This window comes from Pseudomonas sp. Pseusp10, from assembly GCF_059492225.1.
The window spans coordinates 4,756,337-4,778,665 of the sequence record NZ_CP168528.1; the positions used below are offsets into that span (position 1 = coordinate 4,756,337).

At 58.4% G+C, this 22,329-nt stretch carries 20 protein-coding genes, 4 tRNA genes and 1 pseudogene; 5 read left to right on the forward strand and 20 right to left on the reverse strand.

The window, feature by feature from the left end:
- Positions 1-136: 136 nt before the first annotated feature.
- Positions 137-793: a S1 family serine peptidase gene (locus ACEN8Z_RS21560; protein WP_495595597.1), complete on the reverse strand. Its 657-nt coding sequence runs from the start codon at positions 791-793 to the stop codon at positions 137-139.
- 962 nt (positions 794-1,755) lie between these two features.
- On the opposite strand from ACEN8Z_RS21560, the gene ACEN8Z_RS21565 reads away from it, so the two are divergent.
- Both ACEN8Z_RS21565 and ACEN8Z_RS21570 read left to right on the forward strand, forming a co-directional pair.
- Positions 1,756-1,965 (forward strand): hypothetical protein, encoded by a 210-nt coding sequence (locus tag ACEN8Z_RS21565; protein WP_495595598.1) that lies wholly within the window; start codon positions 1,756-1,758, stop codon positions 1,963-1,965.
- A gap of 127 nt (positions 1,966-2,092) precedes the next feature.
- Complete coding sequence (locus tag ACEN8Z_RS21570; protein WP_495595599.1) at positions 2,093-2,500, forward strand: hypothetical protein; 408 nt, start codon at positions 2,093-2,095, stop codon at positions 2,498-2,500.
- Between the two features lie 30 nt (positions 2,501-2,530).
- Here ACEN8Z_RS21570 and ACEN8Z_RS21575 read toward each other — a convergent pair.
- Positions 2,531-2,853, reverse strand: a pseudogene (locus ACEN8Z_RS21575) (lysis protein); the annotation flags it as partial.
- Between the two features lie 67 nt (positions 2,854-2,920).
- Between ACEN8Z_RS21575 and ACEN8Z_RS21580 the strand changes: the two are divergent.
- Entirely contained in the window at positions 2,921-4,975 is a 2,055-nt protein-coding gene (locus ACEN8Z_RS21580) for an acyltransferase family protein (RefSeq protein ID WP_495595600.1), read from the forward strand.
- A gap of 165 nt (positions 4,976-5,140) precedes the next feature.
- On the opposite strand, the gene ACEN8Z_RS21585 is transcribed toward ACEN8Z_RS21580, so the two are convergent.
- Genes ACEN8Z_RS21585 through ACEN8Z_RS21595 form a run of 3 tightly spaced genes read right to left on the reverse strand, consistent with a single transcriptional unit; the run spans position 5,141 to position 6,257 of the window.
- Complete coding sequence (locus tag ACEN8Z_RS21585) at positions 5,141-5,530, reverse strand: DUF2514 family protein (RefSeq protein ID WP_495595601.1); 390 nt, start codon at positions 5,528-5,530, stop codon at positions 5,141-5,143.
- Entirely contained in the window at positions 5,527-6,078 is a 552-nt protein-coding gene (locus ACEN8Z_RS21590; protein WP_495595602.1) for a glycoside hydrolase family 19 protein, read from the reverse strand. Before ACEN8Z_RS21590 ends, ACEN8Z_RS21585 begins: the two co-directional genes overlap by 4 nt.
- 59 nt (positions 6,079-6,137) lie before the next feature.
- Entirely contained in the window at positions 6,138-6,257 is a 120-nt protein-coding gene (locus tag ACEN8Z_RS21595; protein WP_495595603.1) for a tail fiber assembly protein, read from the reverse strand.
- Positions 6,258-6,394: 137 nt separating this feature from the next.
- Here ACEN8Z_RS21595 and ACEN8Z_RS21600 point away from each other — a divergent pair, with 137 nt between their 5' ends.
- Positions 6,395-6,574, forward strand: coding sequence for a hypothetical protein (locus ACEN8Z_RS21600; RefSeq protein WP_495595604.1), 180 nt, complete (start codon positions 6,395-6,397; stop codon positions 6,572-6,574).
- Between the two features lie 113 nt (positions 6,575-6,687).
- On the opposite strand, the gene ACEN8Z_RS21605 is transcribed toward ACEN8Z_RS21600, so the two are convergent.
- A tRNA-Val gene (locus tag ACEN8Z_RS21605) sits at positions 6,688-6,764 on the reverse strand.
- A 184-nt stretch (positions 6,765-6,948) separates the two neighbouring features.
- On the opposite strand from ACEN8Z_RS21605, the gene ACEN8Z_RS21610 reads away from it, so the two are divergent.
- The gene (locus ACEN8Z_RS21610; protein ID WP_116261639.1) at positions 6,949-8,232 is read left to right on the forward strand and encodes an NAD(P)/FAD-dependent oxidoreductase; all 1,284 of its coding nucleotides are present in this window, start codon (positions 6,949-6,951) and stop codon (positions 8,230-8,232) included.
- A 160-nt stretch (positions 8,233-8,392) separates the two neighbouring features.
- Here ACEN8Z_RS21610 and ACEN8Z_RS21615 read toward each other — a convergent pair whose 3' ends face one another.
- The 14 genes from ACEN8Z_RS21615 to accD all read right to left on the reverse strand — a co-directional run bounded on the left by ACEN8Z_RS21615 (position 8,393) and on the right by accD (position 22,146).
- On the reverse strand, positions 8,393-9,364 hold the full coding sequence (locus tag ACEN8Z_RS21615; RefSeq protein ID WP_495595605.1) for an XdhC family protein: 972 nt from the start codon (positions 9,362-9,364) through the stop codon (positions 8,393-8,395).
- A 1-nt stretch (position 9,365) separates the two neighbouring features.
- On the reverse strand, positions 9,366-10,604 hold the full coding sequence (locus tag ACEN8Z_RS21620; protein ID WP_495595606.1) for a c-type cytochrome: 1,239 nt from the start codon (positions 10,602-10,604) through the stop codon (positions 9,366-9,368).
- A gap of 2 nt (positions 10,605-10,606) precedes the next feature.
- A complete protein-coding gene (locus ACEN8Z_RS21625) occupies positions 10,607-11,146 on the reverse strand; it encodes a (2Fe-2S)-binding protein (RefSeq protein ID WP_007982256.1) in 540 nt (179 codons plus the stop codon).
- On the reverse strand, positions 11,139-13,970 hold the full coding sequence (locus ACEN8Z_RS21630; RefSeq protein WP_495595607.1) for a xanthine dehydrogenase family protein molybdopterin-binding subunit: 2,832 nt from the start codon (positions 13,968-13,970) through the stop codon (positions 11,139-11,141). The genes ACEN8Z_RS21625 and ACEN8Z_RS21630 overlap by 8 nt, the downstream gene beginning before the upstream one ends.
- A 461-nt stretch (positions 13,971-14,431) precedes the next feature.
- Positions 14,432-14,508, reverse strand: a tRNA-Asp gene (locus ACEN8Z_RS21635).
- Positions 14,509-14,600: 92 nt separating this feature from the next.
- Positions 14,601-14,677: transfer RNA gene (locus ACEN8Z_RS21640), tRNA-Asp, on the reverse strand.
- 53 nt (positions 14,678-14,730) lie between these two features.
- Positions 14,731-14,806 (reverse strand) — tRNA-Val (locus ACEN8Z_RS21645).
- Between the two features lie 206 nt (positions 14,807-15,012).
- Positions 15,013-15,789: an SDR family oxidoreductase gene (locus ACEN8Z_RS21650; RefSeq protein ID WP_495595608.1), complete on the reverse strand. Its 777-nt coding sequence runs from the start codon at positions 15,787-15,789 to the stop codon at positions 15,013-15,015.
- Positions 15,786-16,997, reverse strand: coding sequence for an O-succinylhomoserine sulfhydrylase (locus ACEN8Z_RS21655; RefSeq protein ID WP_007995100.1), 1,212 nt, complete (start codon positions 16,995-16,997; stop codon positions 15,786-15,788). The genes ACEN8Z_RS21650 and ACEN8Z_RS21655 overlap by 4 nt, the downstream gene beginning before the upstream one ends.
- Before the next feature lie 81 nt (positions 16,998-17,078).
- A complete protein-coding gene (gene purF, locus ACEN8Z_RS21660; RefSeq protein WP_007975670.1) occupies positions 17,079-18,584 on the reverse strand; it encodes an amidophosphoribosyltransferase in 1,506 nt (501 codons plus the stop codon).
- Between the two features lie 41 nt (positions 18,585-18,625).
- The gene (locus ACEN8Z_RS21665; protein WP_007975669.1) at positions 18,626-19,186 is read right to left on the reverse strand and encodes a CvpA family protein; all 561 of its coding nucleotides are present in this window, start codon (positions 19,184-19,186) and stop codon (positions 18,626-18,628) included.
- Between the two features lie 98 nt (positions 19,187-19,284).
- A complete protein-coding gene (locus ACEN8Z_RS21670; RefSeq protein ID WP_116261647.1) occupies positions 19,285-19,938 on the reverse strand; it encodes an SPOR domain-containing protein in 654 nt (217 codons plus the stop codon).
- Entirely contained in the window at positions 19,922-21,229 is a 1,308-nt protein-coding gene (folC, locus tag ACEN8Z_RS21675) for a bifunctional tetrahydrofolate synthase/dihydrofolate synthase (protein ID WP_495595609.1), read from the reverse strand. The genes ACEN8Z_RS21670 and folC overlap by 17 nt, the downstream gene beginning before the upstream one ends.
- Positions 21,226-22,146 (reverse strand): acetyl-CoA carboxylase, carboxyltransferase subunit beta, encoded by a 921-nt coding sequence (accD, locus tag ACEN8Z_RS21680; RefSeq protein ID WP_007997564.1) that lies wholly within the window; start codon positions 22,144-22,146, stop codon positions 21,226-21,228. The genes folC and accD overlap by 4 nt, the downstream gene beginning before the upstream one ends.
- Positions 22,147-22,329 lie beyond the last annotated feature (183 nt).

The following is a 22,329-nucleotide window of genomic DNA, read 5'->3' on the forward strand; positions in this document are numbered from 1 at the left end:
TTACGATGTCATGAACACTCTGCAAGAAATCCAGGACAACAAAATGGGCTCACCTTTCGGTGAACCCTTCCAGACCGCCCAGCAGAGCGGATTTTGTTTGCCTGGACACGATGGCAAATTGGCTGATAGCTAAAAGTTACTTCGCGACATACCTCGCGCCGTGTGGATCATCAAGTTTTGCCTGCAATATCCCCCACTCGCGCTGAATGATCGAGTAGGGAATAAAGATGCTGATCCTCTCAGCCCCCTTTACGCCGGAGTGATTGCTCACATCATTCAGAGTGGTTGAGTAGAAACCGATATTGATGCCGACAATACAGCCGTCACTGGTGAGGACCGGCCCACCCGACATGCCCTTGATCAGCGGGGCGTCATGGATGGCATAGAGATCGCCGCTGTGTTCATCGGTATTGATGAAAGGCGTTGGATACACCTTGCCTTTCCCGGTAGTGGTCATGAGGTAAGGACTCGCCCCAACGGCAGTTATGCTCTCGCCCACACGCGGTGCGCGCCATGATGGGTAGCGGCCGTTGGCCTTGTGCAGGATGAAGACGAGATCACAGCCTGTGCTGCAGCTGTACTTCACGTTGGGGATGAACGGAGTGTGGCGGGTGGTTACCGCATAGTCATCGTTCCATTGCACGGCCGAGGCCATGTATAGATACGGTGCGGGAAACCCCGAATGGACTAAAAAGTATGAATCATTGGCAGGACCCGAAAAGTCGGGTTTTACGATGCCGTTGCATCCTGCAGTTACAGCTCCAATTAAAAAGTAGGCCATGATCTTGATCATGATATATCACCGACTTAATTGGGAGAATGTGACTGTTTTTTGTTGTCAGTATTTTGGCTCTTGTCGGGTTGCAGTACTCCTCGCCGCTTGTTCTAGTTGGACGTTTCTTACTTATGGCTGAGATTGTAATGACGCGTATGAATAAATCGCGCTAAAGCCAATCGCTTTTCTATCAACTCCAGAAGTTCAAATATTTGGCGCCTGAAAAATGTTAAAGACGAGAAAGAAAATCAAGAGTTTCTATAAACTGCTTTGTCAGTGGCGCCAACGGTCATGGAAAGTGGTGCCAACTGAATCAATCGCTATACCCGTCAGCCACAAGAGCGACAAGAAGCCTGATGGTAGTCCAGTCGTCCTGCACTGCAGCGGTGCCGCAACTGGCTTGATATTCCACCAAATTGGACATGATTCATCCAACTGAAGGAAACTTTGCAGAAAAAACCTAGTCTCGGGGTCAACCTGACTTTAGGTAAATATGACGGATTGCGAATCAACTCAACCAACTGAAATTAATCCACATGCAAAAGGTCCGGCTCATGCCAACCAAGGAACTTCTCTAATTCCTTGATAGCAGTTAGTGCTCACTGCCTGGTCGTAGACCATCGAAGTGCTATTTGTTTGCCTGGACATTACATAGGATTGCGGCGCCGGTTGCCGGTATTGCTGGCTCTGCGAATTCAGCAACTGCACCAGGCGTTGACGCTTTTCCTTGCCGGCCTGTGCTTGCAAATCTGTCGCGATCTTGTCGAGGTGACCGGTAAACAGTCATAACGCTTTGATCCATGAGAGAACACAAGCTTTTTTCAATACTCTCAAAACCGCCACATCTCCCCTATAAGAGTCAATAACTTAGCGTTGTATATTCCTACAGTAGTACCACCCTTCTGCGGCGTTCTGCCGACCTACACTCCAAGCCCACAGCTCGCCCCTGTGTACGCTCAAAACTCCACAGAGGATTCGCGATGCCAAACTCAGAGCTACTCCCCTCCCTGCTGTTCAAGATCAACGAAAACCGGCTCACCCTCGAAGCCGCCATCCTTGAGCTTTCGAACCGGGTCAAGCAGCGCGGAGCGGCCGATGTCGCCGACAACGTCCGCGGCGCCCTGGTCGCAATCGATCGCAATGAGGAATTCATCAAGATCCCGCTTGCGGTGATGATGGCTCCGGAGTGACCGTCAACAGGAGCAAAATTTTTTAACTTCCAGTGCGACGAGTTCGGAAAAGCCTGCTAAATTTCCGCAGCTGTCACAAAAAATTGCGCTGAATTACCGTATCAACCACCGATCGGGAATTACTGAGATGGAAGTCATGCGTAGCATCGCAATCATCAGCTGCGTTTTGAGCGCGGCTTGGCTAGCCGCTTTGTTCGTCGGCGTTTGTTGCCAGCTTCTTCAAATTCGTCGGAACTGGATCAACGATAGCGCTGAGCCAATCCAGAACAATCCGGTTCTGGATCGTGTACTGGATTTTTTTGCCCTCAATTACGGTGACAGGTTCACTCATAGCCTGCTCATCATTGGCGCGATATTGGCTTGGCCGGTCAGCCTGATACTTTTCTTCCCTGTGCTTTCAACACTCCGCGCAAAGGAGCGAGTTCGTCATAAGAGAGCACAGCTCGGCAATACCGACTCAACTCAGTTTTTGGCTGACAAGTCCGCAGCAGCACAGACATCGGCTACAGAGATTCACCAGCCAATCAACAGCTGATTTCCATTCCCCCCGGCAATCTCCGCGAACTCATTCGAAATGTGTAGGCGAGAGCGCATTGACGTAGGCCTGGCACGCCTGCAACGCAATCAGTCGCCGGTGTCGGTGATGGCGATAATTCGTTGAGCATGCGCTGGGTCAAGTTGGGCTCGTACGGCACCATGAACCACGCCGCCGGTTTCGGTACCGCCTGGCATTTCACTGCCACCAACTGAACCTTCGCCAAGGAGGACTGACAGCCGCAGATCAGCAGTGGCAAGGCGATCGCGCGAGCGAGACTGATTGGTTTGAATGTCGCTCAGTTCCTTGCGGCGGGTTTGGTCGCAGGCCGACCGCCGCTGCTCGGGTCCGAGCATTTGTCGCGTAGGATACGCGCACGCCAGCAACCGGCGAGATAATAAATATGGAGCACGACCAACAATGACGTCTCTCGCCGAACCGGCCAGTTCGCTATTGACCAAAAATAATCACAGTACGAAATACCGGCCGGATATCGATGGTTTGCGCGCAATCGCCGTCCTTTCCGTGGTCGGGTTTCATGCGTTCCCTGCCTGGGTGACTGGCGGCTTTATCGGCGTAGATATCTTCTTCGTGATTTCCGGGTACCTGATCACAACGATTCTGCTTGAAGGCCTGGCACGCGGAACGTTCAGCATCCCCGACTTCTATACCCGACGCGTCAACCGAATCTTTCCCGCCCTGCTGACGGTGATGATCGCCAGCTACGCGTTCGGTTGGCTGACACTGTTCCCCGATGAGTTCCAGCAGCTCGGCAAACACATTGCTGGCGGCTCTGCCTTTATATCCAACCTGGTTCTGTGGAACGAAAGCGGGTACTTCGACACGTCGGCCGAGATAAAGCCGTTCCTGCATCTATGGTCATTGGGCATTGAAGAGCAGTACTACATCTTCTGGCCGGTGATCATGTGGGCCGCCTGGAAAAAACAGTTCAACCTGCTGACCATCGCGGTGTTGTTGCTCGGCGCGTCGTTCGCCCTGAACATGGAGTACATCAGGGATAACCCTTCGTTCACCTTCTATATGCCTCAGACCCGTTGCTGGGAGCTGTTGATCGGCTCCGTGCTGGCCTACCTGTCGCTCTATAAAATTTCGGCATTTGATAAAGCCTTTAAGGCAGTTGACCAATTTTTAGCCGCGATCATTCACAAGTCGGTTCCGGTAGAGAGCGGCCAGACAATCAGAAACGTCCTGTCCTTTATCGGGCCGGGTCTGATTGCCTACGGCCTGGCAACCATCACCAAGGACGACCAATTTCCCGGGTGGCGCGCAATTTTCCCAACGGTCGGTACGGCGTTGATTATCGCCGCCGGCTCGCGGTCATGGCTCAATCGCTCGATACTTTCCAACAAACTGATGGTGTGGGTTGGCCTGATCAGCTTCCCGCTATACCTGTGGCACTGGCCTCTTTTGGCATTCGCCCGCATCATTCAGAGCGATGTACCATCCCGAGAAATCAGAATTGCGGCCGTGTTCACCGCTATCATTTTAGCTTGTCTGACATATCGCTTTCTTGAGCGCCCTTTACGAAATAACCAAAGCAAGTTCAAAACACCTATTCTTGCTATCCTGATGGCGAGCATCGGAGGTGTGGGTTTTGCAACTTTCAATCTTGGTGGACTGCCTGAACGCGAGGCAGTCAAAGGCGCGGAAGAGTTCAATAGCCAATTTGTAGGGCCGATATGGAAATTCACCAAAAACGACATGTGTATAAATCGATACCAGTTTAAAGAAGCAGAGTCGTATGGCTGGTGGTTTTGCATTACAAATAGAGATGAAAAACCAACCCTGCTTTTATTAGGCAACAGCTACGCAAACCATTTGTATCCTGGGCTTGCGGCGGAAAACAAAATAAAAAATCAAACCATTCTCTCTATTGGTACCTGCCCACCGAACATGGGCAACCCTTCTGATGAAAATACAGCAACGACGATGGATCCGTGCTCTGGTTATCGGGCTTACCATCAGAAGCTCCTGATCAACAGCATCATTGAAAAAGACAAAACAATAAAATATGCAATTCTAGATGGCCTCGCCCCAAAGCCAGACGACAATGCAATTGCAACAACTGAAGAACGGATAAGCTATCTTGAAGACAATGGAATTAAAGTCATAGTTTTTGTTCCTCACATTAAAGCAAATCATGACCTAAAAGGCTGTTTTTCTCGTCCACTTAAAAGTGGACCGTCCTCTTGCGACGTTAGTCCATATGCAAGAGAAACAGCATTCAACGACTTCAAACCATTAGTCGACAAAGTTTCAAGCAAACACCCAGCCGTACTGTTTTTTGATCAGAATGAATTATTTTGCAACTTTCTTGGCTGCTCTTTTACAAGAAACGGGATGCCTCTATTTAGAGATGAATATAGTCATTACTCCGAGTACGCGAGTACAGAGCTAGCAAAATTGTTTGTGAAGTGGGTAGAAAAAAACGTACCGGGGATTTTAGAACAATAAATTAAGGCTACACATACAGGATGGGCTCGCAGAAGCCGGCTATTGAGTCGGCCTCTGCGTCACTTCACGCACGCAAGCCTGGCAGGCTGCCAAGGCGATCAATCCGTATTCGCCAGTGATATTTTGATGTTCGCCGAGTGAAATGTAAGCCTGCTGACAGGTCAGTCACCGGGCTCTTGCTTGGTCAGCAATCGCAGCCAGATCACCCACTCGTTGGTCAGCGCGTTTGAACACGTCGGCAAGGTTGTCGGCGGCAAGCTGCACACCGCCAGCAGAAGCACGAGCGGCAGCAGCATCAGCCGTTGCTTGATCGATGATACGTTGCCCATCTTGAACCGCCTTGTTGATTGACTGTTGGCAGGCTTGCTCTTGGGCGCGCTCGGCGGCCTCATTGAGCACCCTCGCCTCGGCGCCCCAAGTGTCACGGGCATTCCATGCCGACTGCCACTTTTCATCCGTGACCGTCACGCCATGGTGGTATGCGCCGAACAACGCTCCGGCGACCAGAGCCAGTGCAGCTATACAAGGAAGGATTCGCAGCAGGACGGATTTCATGTCAGCACCTTCAGCGCAATGCTGTAGAAGGCCAGCCGCTCGGCATACCCGTTCAGGCCGCCATTGATACGCCGGGTGATCCCGTTGAAGTCTTTGGCGTCGGCCAAAGCGTTCAGATTTCGAGAATTCCAGAACCACGCCGCCGACTTGGCCGCCCACTCGGCCAGTTCCAACAATTCAGGAGTGCGCAACAGCCGGTCATCACCAAACAGCGCCTTGCTGCAGGCTAAGTAATTGTCGTGCCCGGTGATTTGGATCAGGCCGCGCCCGCGGTACTTCTGGCCGGCACCGCCAGCCTCCGGCGTGTTGCCCAGGCGTTTGGCCAGCGACCCGGTGTCGTACTTGTTCAGGTACTGGTCGCCGCCGAGCTCCTTCACATACCGGAACTGGCCGGACTCATGGCCCACCTGGGCAATGAACGCCGCCATGCGAAACCGGGTATTTATCTGATAGCGATCCATCGCCAGGTTTAGCGCAGATGCAAAAACGCCGGTTTGTTTACCGGCGTTCGGGAGAATCTGCAGCAACTGCTGCGCGGTGATGGGCAAGCTTTTCTCCAGGCAAAAAATACCCGATCGATGTCGGGTGTTCTTTAAAGGCTGATGAACTATTCCGGTGCGACTGGCCATTCAGGTTCGGCAACGGTGACATCAACCAACTTCAGCTCGCGGTAATACGCCTGCCAAGCCTTTGCGTTGAGAGTTTCGTCATCCGTGGCGTCGCCCAATTACAGCGAGACAAGAATGGGCGCCATGGCTTGGGAGGCCGCGACCAAAAAGGCCTGCCGCTGCGCTTCATTGAGTGCGGCGATTTCCTCGGGCGGTGTCTGATACGGGTCTGGTGCGGCAAACACAGTGCCGTCGTATGTCCACAGGCGAATACAGGAAGCTGCGTTACGCCGGCGGCAAGCCGAGTCTGCAACAATTGAAAAAATGGATTGAGGAAGGCGCTCACGCGGACGTGAAGATGACCGAGCACTACCAGGCAGGGCACAGCGATGACGCGGTGGTTTACATGAAGGTGGAAGCCGATCTGAAGGTGTAGCGCGGTGGTCGTTTGCCCAAAATACTCCCAAAATTTGCCCAAACACCAGGCAACAAAAAAGGGCCCACCTTTCGGTGAGCCCTTCCAGACCGCCCAGCAGAGCGGATTTTGTTTGGTAGGCGCGATTGGACTCGAACCAACGACCCCCACCATGTCAAGGTGGTGCTCTAACCAACTGAGCTACGTGCCTGCTGTGAGGCGGCATTCTACGGAATTCCGTAGGGGTGTCAACACCTTTTTTCGAGCTAACCCTATGAATATGCAAAATATTTAATTTTGCCGGTACAAAGAAGATTTTCCGGGTGGCTGGCGGCCGATTTTCAACTCGGGTAGGATCAACGCACTCGTAAAATATATTAAACAGAGGCTGCAGGATGGCTAACACCCCCTACCCAGAATCCTATTACGCCGCATCGGCCAATGCGGTTCCGCCGCGCCCGACGTTGCAGGATGACGTCGAGACCGATGTCTGTGTGATTGGCGCCGGTTATACGGGGCTGTCCTCTGCCCTGTTCCTGCTGGAGAACGGCTTCAAGGTCACCGTGCTCGAAGCCGCGAAGGTGGGTTTCGGGGCGTCCGGACGTAATGGCGGCCAGATCGTTAACAGCTATAGCCGCGATATCGATGTCATCGAGCGCACGGTCGGCCCCAAACAGGCTCAACTGCTGGGGCAGATGGCGTTCGAAGGTGGGCGGATCATTCGGGAGCGGGTCGCCAGGTACAACATTCAGTGTGATCTGAAGGACGGTGGCGTGTTCGCCGCGATGACAGCCAAGCAGATGGGTCATCTCGAGTCCCAGAAGCGCCTGTGGGAGCGATTTGGCCATACCCAGCTCGAGCTGATGGATCAACGCCGCATCCGCGAAGTAGTTGCCTGCGATCAGTACGTCGGCGGCATGCTCGACATGAGTGGCGGTCACATCCATCCGCTCAACCTGGCGCTGGGTGAAGCGGCGGCCGTTGAATCCCTGGGCGGGACGATTTATGAGCAGTCGCCGGCCGTACGCATCGTACGCGGCGCCAACCCGGTTGTGCACACGCCACAGGGCAAGGTCAGGGCCAGGTTCATCATCGTCGCCGGCAACGCGTACCTCGGCAATCTGGTGCCGGAACTGGCCGCCAAGTCGATGCCTTGCGGCACTCAAGTGATTACCACCGAGCCACTGGGCGAAGAGCTGGCGAAGACCCTGCTGCCTCAGGATTACTGTGTCGAAGACTGCAATTACTTGCTCGACTACTACCGCCTCAGCGGCGACAAGCGTCTGATTTTCGGTGGTGGCGTGGTGTACGGCGCGCGGGATCCGGCGAACATCGAAGCGATCATTCGACCGAAGATGCTCAAGGCATTTCCGCAGCTCAAGGACGTGAAGATCGATTACGCGTGGACGGGCAACTTTCTGCTGACCCTGTCGCGCCTGCCTCAGGTCGGTCGCCTGGGCGACAACATTTACTATTCCCAGGGCTGCAGCGGCCATGGCGTGACCTACACGCACCTGGCGGGCAAGGTGCTGGCCGAAGCGCTGCGCGGCCAGGCCGAGCGTTTTGACGCCTTTGCCGACTTGCCCCACTACCCGTTCCCCGGCGGACAAATGCTGCGCACACCGTTTGCGGCATTGGGTGCGTGGTATTACGGATTGCGGGACAAGTTCGGGTACTAAGCGGCACTGCAATTCACTGTGGGAGCGAGCCTGCTCGCGATGGACTCAAGAGCGCTGCGTTTAGTCAGTAAACACGCGACATCGTTAACGACCATCGCGAGCAAGCTCGCTCCTACAGTGGGTCACGCACATGGCGGCGCATTTTTTTGTTCAGCGAAGGTTACAAACGGTCCCGCGCGATTCCGCTGCGAATCCGCAGAATATCCGCCAGCACCGCCAACGCAATTTCCGCTGGCGTCTTGCTGCCCAGGTTCAGCCCGATTGGCGCATGGATCCGCCCCAACTCGACATCCCCCAGACCACCGATGCGCCGCAAGCGCTCGAAGCGCTTATGCGAGGTCTGCATGGAGCCCATCACACCGATATAGAACGCCTCGGTGCGCACCGCCTCCATCATCGCCAGGTCATCGATACGTGGATCGTGGGTCAACGCCACTACCGCCGTATCGCTGTGACAACCACCATCGGCGATGAACACAGACGGCAGTTGGCGGCGAATCTCCACGTTTTCCAGCACGACGCCGTCCAGCACTTCGTCCCGCGGGTCGCACAGAATCACCTCGAAACCCAGGCCCACGGCAAACTCTGCACAGGCCTGAGCGACACTGGAATACCCCGCCAGCAGCAAGCGCTGGGCTGCGCCGACGCGCACACGCACCCGGTCGATTTCACGCTCGATTCGCACACCCTGCTCACGATCGTCGAACAGACTGCGCGCACCGCTGAGCAGATCAACTTCGCGGATCAACCGACGCCGGCCTAACAGTGCCGACTCCAGCTCCCGCAGATGCGCTTGCACCTCGCAATCAGCGTCAAGCTTCTCGACCAGCACATCCAGCACCCCGCCACACGGCAGGCTGACGCGGGAGCGTGGATCGTCGCCCTCACCGTAACGAACAACGCTGACCGGCTCCAGTAACGCGCCCTCGGCGACTCGCTCGAGAAAGTCTTCCTCGACACAGCCACCAGACAGCGAGCCAATCCATTGCCCATCAGTGTTCACCGCCAATAGCGACCCCGGTGCGCGCGGTGCCGAGCCGTAAGTGGCCAGCACCGTACACAGCCAGATGCGCTGACCGGCCGTCGACCACTCCAGCGCCCTGCGTATCACTTGCAGATCGAGATGCTGCATATCAGTGGGCCTTGTGCTCGAGCGGCGGCGCATCGGCCCGCAACTTCTGCACGTCATTCGCCGCCAGATCATTCGGCTGACCGCCCCAGCCCTGACGCAGGTAGTTCAGTAGATCCGTGAGTTGCCCGTCGCTCAATTTCCTGGCGAACCCTGGCATCGGTTGCATGTGCTCGAACCCGGAGAACTTCTGCTCACCGATACCGTCGTCGATCACCCGCACCAGGTTGCGCGGATCTTCCAGGCGCAACGTGGTGTTGCCACGCATGGCCACGGCGATGTGCGGCTTGCCCTCGCCATCTGGAGCGTGGCAACCGGCGCAGACATTCAAATATTCCTGACGGCCACGCTGGGCACTTGGGCTCAGTTTGTCCAACGGCATTTCGGTGAGCACTTTCGCCGCTGGCGGCTGATCGCCGAGCAGGAAGGTCGCCATCGCCGCCAGATCCGGATCGCTGAGGCCCTGGGTGCTGTTGTGGAAGACCGGGAACATCTCGTTGAACATCGTGCCCTGGGCGCTCATGCCGTGCTTGAGGAACGAGCTCAGGTCCTGATGGTTCCAGCCACGGGCCGCCAGGTCGTTAGCCAACAGGCTTGGCGCCAGATAACCGTTGAGCAGCCCGCCGGTCATGCGCTTGTCCTGTTGCATCGCACCCGGCAAGCCGCGCGGCGTATGGCATTCACCACAGTGACCCAGCACATCGACCATGTATTGGCCGCGCTTCCAGGCCTCGCTTTTACCTTCAGCCGGCTCCAGCTTCACGTCCTTGCCGTACATCATGTTCCAGCCCATCAGGCCCAGGCGCACATTGAACGGGAAGCTCAGGCTGGTGACCGGTGCTGCGCGCTCGATCGGCTCGACGGTTTTCAGGTAGGCATGGATCGCGTCGGAATCTGCTCGCGGCATCAGGTGATAGGAGGTGTAGGGCATCGCCGGGTACAGGTTCGCGCCATCGCGACGCTTGCCTTCGGTCAGCGCGGCAAAGAACTCGTCATCGCTATACAAGCCAATGCCGTGCTCTTTACTCGGGGTGATGTTGGTGCCGTAGATCGTGCCGAACGGCGACACGATCGGCAGACCGCCGGCATACGGCGCACCACCCGGTGCGGTGTGGCACGCCATGCAGTCGGCGGCGCGGGCGAGGTATTGGCCTTGCTTGACCTGCGCATCATCGGCGTGGGCCAGCAACACAGGCGCAGCCAGACCAACCGCCAACGCCAGGCGGCTAAGTAGAAGCTTCATGCTTAACCCTCCTTGACCAGGCCGAGATCGGTCAGCACGTTGCGGGTGGCGCTGTAGTAGCGCACGTACCCGGTGCAACGGCAGATGTGATGACCGAGGCTGTCCTCGATGACTTTTTCCAGCTGGCTTTTGACGATGGGCTGACGCTGCAGTTTTTCCACCAGCACGGTCGCGGCATTCACGAAGCCCGGTGCGCAGTAGCTGCACTGGAAGGCGAATTCATCGACGAAGCGCTGCTGGATCGGATTCAGCTCGGTGACCTTGCCCTGCTCGTCGCGGGTCGCATGGCCTTCGATGGTCCGCACTTTCTTGCCTTCGAAATAGTGCGCGCCGGTGATGCAGGTGCGCACTTCTTCGCTGGTGCCGTCGGGGTTGTCGACGATCACCACGCAGGCGTGGCAAATGCCCTGGCCGCAGCCCAGGCGCGAACCGGTGAGGTTCTTGTATTCGTGCAGGTAGTCGATCATCGGCAGGTCATCAGGGATGTCCACCGGGCCGACGGATTGACCGTTGAGGGTCAGTTGAAGCGGACGGTTAGCCATTGAGGGCCTCCTTGATGCGTGCAGAAGTGATAGGCAGGTCGCGGACACGTTTACCGATGGCATGGGCCACGGCATTGCCGATGGCACCGACCACCGGGATCATCACCACCTCGGCGATGCCCTTGGACGGGTCGCTTGGCGAGAGTGGCGGCAGGATGTCCGCTGTCTGTTTCCACACCGCAACATGCCGCGCCATCGGCAGGCGGTAACGGTTGAAGTTCCAGTCACCCTCCCCCGGCCCGCCTTCGTACAGCGGCATTTCTTCCATCAGCGCATGGCCAATGCCCATGGCGATACCACCTTCGAGCTGGCCCCTGACCAGCTCCTCCACCAACACCCGACCACACTCGACCCACGAGTGATGGTTGAGCACCGAGACTTCCGCCGAGCCTTTGTTGACCTTCACTTCCACCAGCGTCGCCACCGGGCTGTAGTAAGTCACCGCCGCGTTGTTCAACTGAGTTGCCGGGTAGGCGATGTTCTGCCGGTCCAGCAAATGGAAACCGGCGCTGTTCATCTGCGCCTTCTTCGCCTTCGGTGCACCGTCGCCGTACTTCACGGCCAGGCCGTCGAGCGGCAAGCGCTCACGCACGCCGTCGATGCTGAACTCGGCCTCGGCCCAGCTCCAGCGGTTGAAACCATGCACGGTGGCACCGCTCACCAGGCCACGCTCGTGAACGCGCTTGGCCAGCATGGCGAATGGCAGTGGCTCCATACCGTTGGCCGTGAGTTTGCCGTCGACCCAATGGGCGTCTTCGCGGCGTACCACATAAGGGTTGGCCTGACCGCCGTAAGGGCCTTGTCGCCAGATCTCCAGCGCCGCCGGCCACAGGCCGTGGTTGAACAGCACGCGCGCCGCTTCACGGGTGGCGTGGCTGAAGTAGTACGCGGAGTTGGTTGCCGACGAGGCCGAAGCGACTTTGCCGACCCAGCGTGGATTGCGCAGGAAATTGTCCTGCTCGGCCTGACTCATGATGTACGGGTTGCCGCCACTGATCAGTTGCAACTCTTTCCATTCGGTTTCGCCGGTCTTCACTTCGTGGGCCGGAATACCAAGGAAATCGGCCGCGACCATGGCCTGCGAGGTCGACATGCCGGTACCGATTTCGATACCGATATGGCGCAGGCTGATGCGGCCTTCGGCGGTGAATTCAATGCTGGCCATCGGCGCTTCGGAACCGGTGCCGAAGTCTTTCTGGCAGATGGCGAAACCCACCCCGTACCAGTTATCCGGATCGGCAGCTTCGCGTTGTTTCTTGATCGCTTCGCGGTTTTTCCAGGTGTCGTGAACGGCTGCCTTGTCGAGAATCTCGTGCAGGCGCAGAGCACCGGCCGGGATCGCGCCCTGGGTGTTTTTCATGCCCGAACGCAGTGCGTTCTTGCGGCGCAGCTCAATGGCATCGACACCGAGGCGATCGGCGATTTCGTCGACCATCATTTCGGTCGACGCCATGCTCTGCAGGGTGCCGTAGCCACGCATCGACCCGGCCTCCACTGCGCGGGAGTGATAGGCCGTGACCTGCAGATCGTTCTGCGGCATGTAGTAGATCGATTGCGCTGCCGTGGCGCCCACCGCCGCCACCGACGGGCTGTAGTTGATTCGCCCGCCACCGTCGACACTCATTTCAGCGCGGAAGATCTTGAAGCTGTGGTCGTTCTTGTCCACCGCCAACTGGTAGCGAATGTCGAACGGGTGACGCTTGATGCCACTCTGGAACTGCTCGTAGCGGTCGTTGGCCAGGCGCACCGGCACGCCGGCGCCGTACAACGCGGCCAACGCTGCGTAGTAGACGAAAATGTTGTGGTCTTTGGAGCCGTAACCGACGGTATAACCCGGGTGCATGTTCAGGTTGGCCAGGCCGAAACGCGACGGCGCAATCATCTTCGCGGTTTCGGTCGCCGCTTCCAGCGGACACTGGGTGGCGACGACGAAATGCAGGGTCTTGGTGGCCGGGTCGTACCAGCCGTTGCCGTTGTCCGGCTCCAGGGCGGCCGGCTCGATCGACGGGGTCTTGTAGCGCTCGTCGAACACCAGCCAGTTGTCCGGCGGCGTATCGATCTGCTGCTTCATGCGCTCGGCATAGAACAACCCGCGCTCGGTCAGGTTGCCGTGCAGGTTCGGCTGGGCATTCCACACCGGACGGCGGTTGCGCAGCATCGGGAACAGGATCGAATCCTTGAGGCTGGCGAATTCGTCTTCGTCGGCCGAGGTCGCACCACCGACGCGCACGTAGCGGAAGCTGCCGTAGGGATCGCCTTCATAGAACGGCACCTGGGCACCGTAACGAATCGCCTTGTCATTGAATTTGAGTTGGTTCTTGGCCTGACGGAAGCGCTCGAAATCGTTCCAGATCAGGATCGCCACCGGGTGCCCGATGAACATCGGCACCTTGCCGGCCGGCAACAACGGATCGGGAGCGTGCTCCTCAGGGAACACGATACCGTCCTTGACCAGGTCTTCGGCGGTAACGATGCGATCCGGCTGCAACCCGGCACCGAGCCACGAAAGGTCCAGACCTGCGTAGATGCGGTCCGCCTTGACGGTCTTGAGCAGCATGGCGTGGCCTTGCTGCTGCGGCCAGCCCGGCATGTCCTTGGCGCGGATGTCGCGGGCAAAGACCTTGCTGCCACAGACCTTGGACAAGGCATCGTTACGGGCGCGCGCCTTGCCATTGTTGCCGAGCCACTGCTCGGATGGCACGGTCACGCTGTTTTCCATCAAGGCTGCCAGCGCCTGGCTGCTCAATGGCGTGAGCGTCACGCTCACACCCGCTACCAGCCCGCCCTGAAGGAACGAGCGCCGGGATATATCACGGTTGGACATGGATCATCCTCTGGGCGGTTATGGGGTCCGCCCTTCTGGTTATGTTCTGGAAATCTCGAGTCTTGCAGAGGCCCCTTTCGACGATGCAAAGGGCTGTTGTTGACAGTGCAAAGCTGACCGAAAGGTTAAGTTTATAGGCTTATAGCCTGACGGAAAACTAAAAACTGACCAGCAAATCAAAAAAACGCGACTATTCGACGCAGCACGTTAAGAGTAGCCGTGAATTTCGGTAGCGTGAGGCTGAAGGGGTGCCGCTGGACGACGGTGTCGTCAGCGTCCGATAGGCCATTCCGGCAACGAGGCATGCAGAAAGGTCCACCAGGAACAAGGCGAGAGGAGAAAAGCTGAATTCCAGAAACAAAAAACCCCGGTCTTTCGACCAGGGTTTTTGCTATCGACTCGAAGTAAACCAGCGGTTTTCTTCGTAGCTCCAAGGCGTTCAGTTGGCCTCGGGGCAGATATGGCGCAGCGGACGGGACTCGAACCCGCGACCCCCGGCGTGACAGGCCGGTATTCTAACCGACTGAACTACCGCTGCGTATCGCTTTGAGCAGATGCTCAAGTAACTCGTCTGATTGAAAACTCAGTAGCTTTTCAATCTCGAACCAGATGAATCTGACTCGGAAAATATGGCGCAGCGGACGGGACTCGAACCCGCGACCCCCGGCGTGACAGGCCGGTATTCTAACCGACTGAACTACCGCTGCGCGTCGGTGGAGGCATTTCAGCCTACCTCTTGCTTTCGCAAGTATCTCGGGAGTGGTGGGTGATGACGGGATCGAACCGCCGACATTCTGCTTGTAAGGCAGACGCTCTCCCAGCTGAGCTAATCACCCGTTTGCATCTCCGAGGCCGCGAAATTTACGCAGGTAGAGAACCTAAGTCAATAGCAGGATTGAAGTTTTTCTGAAAAAGACAAAATTGTGTATTTGCAGTAAGACCGCTTTCGCGAGCAAGCCCGCTCCCACAGGGGAATGCATTCCAAATGTGGGAGCGGGCTTGCTCGCGAAAGCGGCAGCACATTCAACATCAATCCCGGAGCTTACTCACTGTAAATCATCTTCTTGGTCATGCCGCCATCGACCACGAATTCCTGACCAGTGACAAACCCGGCACTCCTCGACAGCAGCCAGGCCACCATCGCCGCGACATCCTCGACCGTCCCCACCCTGCCCGCCGGATGCTGGGCATGATCGGCCTCGGTCAAGGGTTCGGCACGTCGCACCGAGGGGTCGCGCGCATCGATCCAGCCAGGGCTGACGGCATTGACCCGGATCTCCGGGCCAAGACTGATGGCCAGCGCATGAGTCAGGGCCAACAAACCGCCCTTGCTCGCCGCATAAGCCTCCGAATCAGGCTCCGACTGCGCGGCGCGGGTCGAGGCCAGATTGACGATGGCGCCGCTGTGTGCGCGCAGGTATGGCGCACAGTGCTTGGCCAGCAACATCGGCCCACTGAGGTTCACCGCCAACACCCGATTCCAGTGAGCCAGGTCGAGGCTTTCCAGGGTGATGTTGTGCGGATCGGCAACCGCCGCATTGCACACCAGCGCATCCAGGCGCCCGAACTGGCCGAGCACCTCGGCCACGCCCAGCGCAACCTGCCCCTCGTTGGCGACATCCATGGCGATGAACCAGGCGTTGTCGCCCAGCACTTTCGCCACTTTCGAACCGCGCTCCCGGTCCAGATCCGTCAGCACGACTTGCCAGCCTTCGCTGATCAGCCAGGCCGAGATCCCCAGACCAATGCCTCGCGCAGCACCGGTTACCAGCGCTACGCGGCCATTTGAGCCGGTGGTCGGCGCAGACAACTCGATCACAACGCAGCCAGACCGCGCGCCAGATCGGCTTGCAGGTCCGCCACGTCTTCCAGACCGACCGCAACGCGGATCAGACTGTCACGAATGCCCGCCGCTTCACGCTCTTGCGGCGCCAGACGACCATGGGACGTGGTGCTCGGATGCGTAATGGTGGTTTTGCTGTCGCCCAGGTTAGCGGTGATCGAAATCAGACGCGTGGCATCGATAAAACGCCAGGCGCCCTCTTTGCCGCCCTTCACCTCAAAACTGACGACAGCACCGAAACCCTTCTGCTGGCGCAGCGCCAGTTCGTGCTGCGGATGGCTCTTGAGGCCCGCGTAGTGGACTTTCTCGATACCTTCCTGCTGCTCCAGCCACTCGGCCAGTTGCTGGGCGTTGGCGCAATGCGCCTTCATGCGCAGGTTCAGGGTTTCCAGGCCCTTGAGGAAGATCCAGGCGTTGAACGGGCTCAAAGTCGGCCCGGCGGTACGCAGGAAACCCACCACTTCCTTCATCTGCTCGCTGCGGCCAGCGACCACGCCACCCATGCAACGGCCCTGGCCGTCGATGAACTTGGTGGCCGAGTGCACGACGATGTCCGCGCCCATTTTCAGCGGCTGCTGCAAGGCCGGGGTGCAGAAGCAGTTGTCGACCACCAGCATCGCGCCTTTGGCGTGTGCGATTTTCGCCAGTTCAGCGATGTCCACCAACTCGGCCAGCGGGTTGGACGGCGACTCGACGAACAGCAGTTTGGTGTTGGGCTTGATCGCCGCGTCCCAGCCGGACAGATCCGCCAGGGCAACGTAATCGACTTCGATGCCGAAACGCTTGAAGTACTTTTCGAACAGGCTGATGGTCGAGCCGAATACGCTGCGCGACACCAGCACATGATCACCGGCGCTGCACAGGCTCATCACCACCGCCATGATGGCCGCCATGCCGGTGGCCGTGGCCACGGCCTGCTCGGCGCTTTCCAGCGCGGCGATGCGCTCTTCGAACGCGCGCACGGTCGGGTTGGTGTAGCGCGAATAAACGTTGCCCGGTACTTCGCCAGCGAAGCGCGCAGCAGCGTCGGCGGCGGTACGGAATACATAGCTGGAGGTGAAGAACATCGGATCACCGTGCTCGCCTTCCGGCGTGCGGTGCTGACCGGCGCGTACGGCCAGGGTATCGAACGCTACACCTTCAAGGTCGCTGTCCAGCCGACCGGCATCCCATTCCTGACTCATGCTGTCACTCCTTGCCCTGCTCTTGATAGATAAAAGTCTTTTTGCCAGATACAAAACCGGCCCCTCAGGGCCGGTAGAAACTCAGTTGTTGTACAGATCGATGATCGCACTGACTGCCTGCGTCTTGACCTTGGAGGCATCGTTGCGTGCCTGTTCGATCTTGTTCAGGTAAGCCTCGTCGACGTCGCCGGTGACGTACTGGCCATCGAACACCGCGCAATCGAACTTGTCGATCTTGATCTTGCCGCCACCGACCGCTTCGATCAAGTCAGGCAAATCCTGATAGATCAACCAGTCGGCGCCGATCAGGTCAGCCACGTCCTGGGTCGAACGGTTGTGGGCGATCAGCTCGTGAGCGCTCGGCATGTCGATGCCGTAGACGTTCGGGTAGCGAACCGCTGGCGCCGCGGAGCAGAAGTAGACGTTCTTGGCGCCGGCTTCGCGGGCCATCTGGATGATCTGCTTGCACGTGGTGCCGCGAACGATGGAGTCGTCCACCAGCATCACGTTCTTGCCGCGAAATTCCAGTTCGATGGCGTTGAGCTTCTGGCGTACGGACTTTTTCCGTGCAGCCTGGCCCGGCATGATGAAGGTCCGGCCGATGTAGCGGTTCTTCACGAAGCCTTCGCGGAACTTCACGCCCAGGTGGTTTGCCAGCTCCAGCGCTGCGGTGCGGCTGGTGTCCGGAATCGGGATGACCACGTCGATGTCGTGATCCGGACGCTCGCGCAGGATCTTCTCGGCCAGCTTCTCACCCATGCGCAGACGGGCCTTGTAGACCGACACGCCATCGATGATCGAATCCGGACGCGCCAGGTAGACGTGTTCGAAGATGCACGGGGTCAGGGACGGGTTGGTCGCGCACTGACGGGTGTACAGCTTGCCCTCTTCAGTGATGTAGACCGCTTCGCCGGGTGCCAGGTCGCGAATCAGGGTGAAGCCCAGCACGTCCAGGGAAACGCTTTCCGAGGCGATCATGTACTCGACGCCTTCGTCGGTGTGGCGCTGACCGAAAACGATCGGGCGAATGCCATGCGGGTCGCGGAAGCCGACGATGCCGTAGCCAGTGATCATCGCCACGACGGCATAACCACCGACGCAGCGGTTGTGCACGTCAGTGACGGCGGCAAACACATCTTCTTCGGTCGGCTGCAACTTGCCGCGCTGGGCCAGTTCGTGCGCAAACACGTTGAGCAGCACTTCCGAATCAGAGCTGGTGTTGACGTGGCGCAGGTCAGATTCGTAAATCTCCTTGGCCAGTTGTTCAACGTTGGTCAGGTTACCGTTGTGCGCCAGGGTGATGCCGTAAGGCGAGTTGACGTAAAACGGTTGAGCTTCGGCCGATGTCGAGCTGCCTGCGGTTGGATAACGCACATGGCCAATGCCCATGTGACCGACCAGACGCTGCATGTGACGCTGCTGGAACACGTCACGCACCAGACCGTTGTCCTTGCGCAGGAATAACCGGCCATCATGGCTGGTCACGATACCGGCAGCGTCCTGGCCGCGGTGCTGGAGGACGGTTAGCGCGTCATACAGCGCCTGATTGACGTTCGACTTACCGACGATACCGACGATGCCACACATGCGACGCAACCCCTACTTAATGGATCTGAACTGAGCACTACTCACTGAGGCGTTTTGGCCATCGGCAAGAGTTGCTCCTTGAACGGAATATCAGCGGGTACGCTGATTCCGCTGGCAAGCCACTGACTGCTCCACCCAAGTATCAGGTTTTTGGACCAGTCTGCGACCAATAGAAATTTTGGCACGAGCTGTGACTCTTTCCACCACCCGTCCTGCTGTACCGGCCCCAGGCTCAACAGCCCGACGGCGATAACCACCAGCAACCCGCCACGCGCGGCGCCGAAGGCCATGCCGAGGAATCGGTCGGTCCCGGAGAGCCCAGTGACGCGAACCAGTTCGCCGATAAGATAATTGATCATTGCGCCTACGATTAAAGTGGCGACAAACATGATGGCACAGCCCGTGATTATACGAGCCGACGGCGTTTGAATGTACCCGCCGAGGTACTCGGACAGTGAGCCACCGAACATCCAGGCTACGACTCCTGCGATGATCCAGGTCAGCAGCGACAGTGCTTCTTTGACGAAGCCGCGGCTCAGACTGATCAATGCGGAGATGGCGACGATTGCTACGATCGCCCAGTCAACCCAGGTAAATGGCACAGTGCAGCCTACAGACGGATAAGGCGGCGCATTTTAGCAGAGCCCATGCTTATCGGTAAGCTGCGATTGTCAGTGCATTTCATATCGGGGCGATAGTTTTAGCCACGTTCCGGCTGAAAGCGCACGACAAACCCCTTCAGGTTCTGCTGGCGGTTCAGCAAGTCACGCAGCCGGTCGGCTTCAGCGCGCTCGATCAGCGGCCCGACAAACACCCGGTTTTTGCCGTCGGCGGTACGGATATAGGCGTTGTAACCCTGGCTGCGCAGGGTTTTCTGAAGTTTTTCTGCGCTTTCACGATTCGACAGGCTGGCCAGTTGCACCGACCAGCTGACAGACAAACCATTGGCATCGACACGGCTTTGCGTGGTGTCCGGTTTGCCCGGTGCGGCCGTGATGGGCTGGGCAGGTGCGGTCGCGGGTTTAGCCGCCAGAGCCGGGGCCGGCGCTGGTGCAGCCGGTTTGGCAGCAGGCGCTGGCGCCACCGGCGCAGTTGGCACCGCCGCCTCCTGCTGGGCGATTTCGTCATCGCTCGGCACGGGTTCCTGAGGCAAGGCTTGCGGCTCAGGCACCACTACGGGCTCGACCTGTACCTGGGGCATCGCCGGCGCCTGCGGAGCTGCAGGCGCTTCGACCGTCACCTGGCGCTGTTCGTCCTGGCGGGAAAACAGCATCGGCAGAAAAATCACCGCCAGTGCGACCAACACCAGGGCGCCAACCATGCGCTGTTTGTATGCCTTATCCAGCAATGCCATTCGCCGCGTCCTCCGTGGAGCGCCGGGCCAGCCATTCAAGGGCCTCGGCGACACAATAAAATGATCCGAACAACAGGATTTCGTCGTCGCTCGTGGCTTGCGCGCACTGCCCTTCCAGGGCGGCCGCTACACTTTCGTATGACGTGACCGAAGCACCAAGACCTTGCAACGCGTCGTGCAGATCCGCAACCGAACGCGCCCGAGGCGAATCCAGAGGTGCAACGGCCCAGTGCTGGACACTAGCATTCAATTCGCCGACAACACCACCCAGGTCTTTGTCCGCCAGCAGCCCGAACACCGCCAGACGCCTGCCGACCGGCGGACGACCGGCCAGACGACGAGCCAGATACTCCGCCGCATGCGGGTTATGCCCCACATCCAGCAATAGATTCAAGCGTTTGCCTTGCCACTCGAACTCGCGGCGATCCAGGCGACCGACCACCTTCGTTGCCCGCAGTGCTTCGACAATCTGCGCATCCACCCAAGGCAAGCCGAGCAGCAAGTAAGCCTGCAGCGCCAGCGCAGCGTTTTCCATCGGCAGATCGAGCAGCGGCAGGTCGCGCAACTCGACTGCACTCCCCTGCGCATCGACGCCGCGCCATTGCCAGTTGTGATCGGTCATGCCGAGATCAAAATCGCGCCCACGCAGGAAAAACGGGCAATTGAGCTCACGCGCCTTGTCCAGCAGTGGTTGTGGAGGATTCAGATCGCCGCAGAGCGCAGGCGCACCCTGACGGAAAATACCGGCCTTTTCGAAGGCCACGGACTCTCGGGTATCACCGAGGTAATCCGCATGATCGACGCCAATACTGGTGACCAGCGCCACGTCGGCGTCCACCACGTTGACCGTGTCCAGACGACCGCCCAGACCGACTTCCAGCACCACCGCATCGAGCCCGGAGCGCTGGAACAGCCAGAATGCCGCCAGGGTGCCCATTTCGAAGTAAGTCAGGGAAGTGTCGCCGCGCCCGGCTTCTACCGCAGCAAAGGCCTCGCACAGCTCGGTGTCCGTGGCTTCGACGCCATTGACCTGTACCCGCTCGTTGTAACGCAGCAGGTGCGGGGAGTTATACACCCCCACGTTCAAGCCCTGAGCCCGCAGCAAAGAGGCCACAAACGCACAGGTGGAGCCCTTGCCGTTGGTCCCGGTGACCGTAATCACCCGAGGCGCCGGCTTGCCCAGTCCCATGCGGGACGCTACCTGCTGCGACCGCTCCAGCCCCATATCGATGGCTGAAGGGTGCAACTGTTCAAGGTAGGCGAGCCATTCGCCAAGGGTACGTTCGATCATAGGCTGGCTGGCACCGGCGGAACCACGATCGGCTCGACGGGTGCAGCAACGAACTTCGGCGTCGGCAGGCCCATCATTTGCGCCAGCAGATTGCCCAGGCGCGGACGCAGCTCCTGACGGTCGATGATCATGTCGATGGCACCGTGCTCCAGCAGGAACTCGCTACGCTGGAAGCCTTCCGGCAGTTTTTCACGCACGGTTTGCTCGATCACACGCGGACCGGCAAAACCGATCAACGCCTTCGGCTCGCCGACAATCACATCGCCCAGCATCGCCAGACTGGCGGAAACGCCGCCGTAGACCGGATCGGTCAGCACCGAGATGAACGGGATGCCTTCTTCACGCAGACGCGCCAGCACCGCAGAGGTCTTGGCCATCTGCATCAGGGAAATCAGCGCTTCCTGCATCCGCGCACCGCCGGAAGCCGCGAAGCAGACCATCGGGCAACGTTTTTCCAGGGCGTAGTTGGCGGCGCGAACGAAACGCTCACCGACGATGGCGCCCATCGAACCACCCATGAAGGAAAACTCGAACGCCGAAACCACGACCGGCATGCCCAGCAAAGTGCCGCTCATGGACACCAGCGCGTCTTTTTCGCCGGTCTGCTTTTGTGCAGCGGTCAGGCGGTCCTTGTACTTCTTGCCGTCGCGGAATTTCAGACGGTCGACCGGCTCCAGGTCTGCACCCAGTTCGGTACGCCCTTCAACGTCAAGGAAGATGTCGATACGGGCGCGGGCGCCAATACGCATGTGATGGTTGCACTTGGGGCAAACGTCCAGGGTCTTTTCCAGCTCCGGACGATACAGCACAGCCTCGCAAGACGGGCATTTGTGCCAAAGACCTTCAGGCACCGAGCTCTTCTTGACCTCGGAACGCATGATCGAAGGGATCAGTTTGTCTACTAACCAGTTGCTCATGCTTTCTTTCTCCAGTACCGGCGGCCCGAACGCTCTGGTTCGCGGCCCCGTGTATGCCCTAGCGCTAAATTCATGTGTGCGAAGAGAGTCGATGGACTGCCACGGTCAGCGCGAAACATGACCTGCGTGCAACCAGAAACCCTCGGATCTGCCTGCTGTGTGCAGTGCATCCGCTTTGTACAG

Bases quoted from the DNA above. Each gene is read 5' to 3' on its own strand.
- ACEN8Z_RS21585 (WP_495595601.1), bottom strand. From the start codon at position 5,530: ATGAAATCCGTCCTGCTGCGAATCCTTCCTTGTATAGCTGCACTGGCT.
- purF (WP_007975670.1), bottom strand. From the start codon at position 18,584: ATGTGTGGCATCGTCGGTATCGTCGGTAAGTCGAACGTCAATCAGGCG.
- ACEN8Z_RS21625 (WP_007982256.1), bottom strand. From the start codon at position 11,146: ATGGCTAACCGTCCGCTTCAACTGACCCTCAACGGTCAATCCGTCGGC.
- ACEN8Z_RS21655 (WP_007995100.1), bottom strand. From the start codon at position 16,997: ATGAGTCAGGAATGGGATGCCGGTCGGCTGGACAGCGACCTTGAAGGT.
- ACEN8Z_RS21620 (WP_495595606.1), bottom strand. From the start codon at position 10,604: ATGAAGCTTCTACTTAGCCGCCTGGCGTTGGCGGTTGGTCTGGCTGCG.
- accD (WP_007997564.1), bottom strand. From the start codon at position 22,146: ATGAGCAACTGGTTAGTAGACAAACTGATCCCTTCGATCATGCGTTCC.
- folC (WP_495595609.1), bottom strand. From the start codon at position 21,229: ATGATCGAACGTACCCTTGGCGAATGGCTCGCCTACCTTGAACAGTTG.
- ACEN8Z_RS21610 (WP_116261639.1), top strand. From the start codon at position 6,949: ATGGCTAACACCCCCTACCCAGAATCCTATTACGCCGCATCGGCCAAT.
- ACEN8Z_RS21570 (WP_495595599.1), top strand. From the start codon at position 2,093: ATGGAAGTCATGCGTAGCATCGCAATCATCAGCTGCGTTTTGAGCGCG.
- ACEN8Z_RS21600 (WP_495595604.1), top strand. From the start codon at position 6,395: ATGTCCACAGGCGAATACAGGAAGCTGCGTTACGCCGGCGGCAAGCCG.
- ACEN8Z_RS21615 (WP_495595605.1), bottom strand. From the start codon at position 9,364: ATGCAGCATCTCGATCTGCAAGTGATACGCAGGGCGCTGGAGTGGTCG.
- ACEN8Z_RS21560 (WP_495595597.1), bottom strand. From the start codon at position 793: ATGATCAAGATCATGGCCTACTTTTTAATTGGAGCTGTAACTGCAGGA.
- ACEN8Z_RS21565 (WP_495595598.1), top strand. From the start codon at position 1,756: ATGCCAAACTCAGAGCTACTCCCCTCCCTGCTGTTCAAGATCAACGAA.
- ACEN8Z_RS21670 (WP_116261647.1), bottom strand. From the start codon at position 19,938: ATGGCATTGCTGGATAAGGCATACAAACAGCGCATGGTTGGCGCCCTG.
- ACEN8Z_RS21630 (WP_495595607.1), bottom strand. From the start codon at position 13,970: ATGTCCAACCGTGATATATCCCGGCGCTCGTTCCTTCAGGGCGGGCTG.
- ACEN8Z_RS21580 (WP_495595600.1), top strand. From the start codon at position 2,921: ATGACGTCTCTCGCCGAACCGGCCAGTTCGCTATTGACCAAAAATAAT.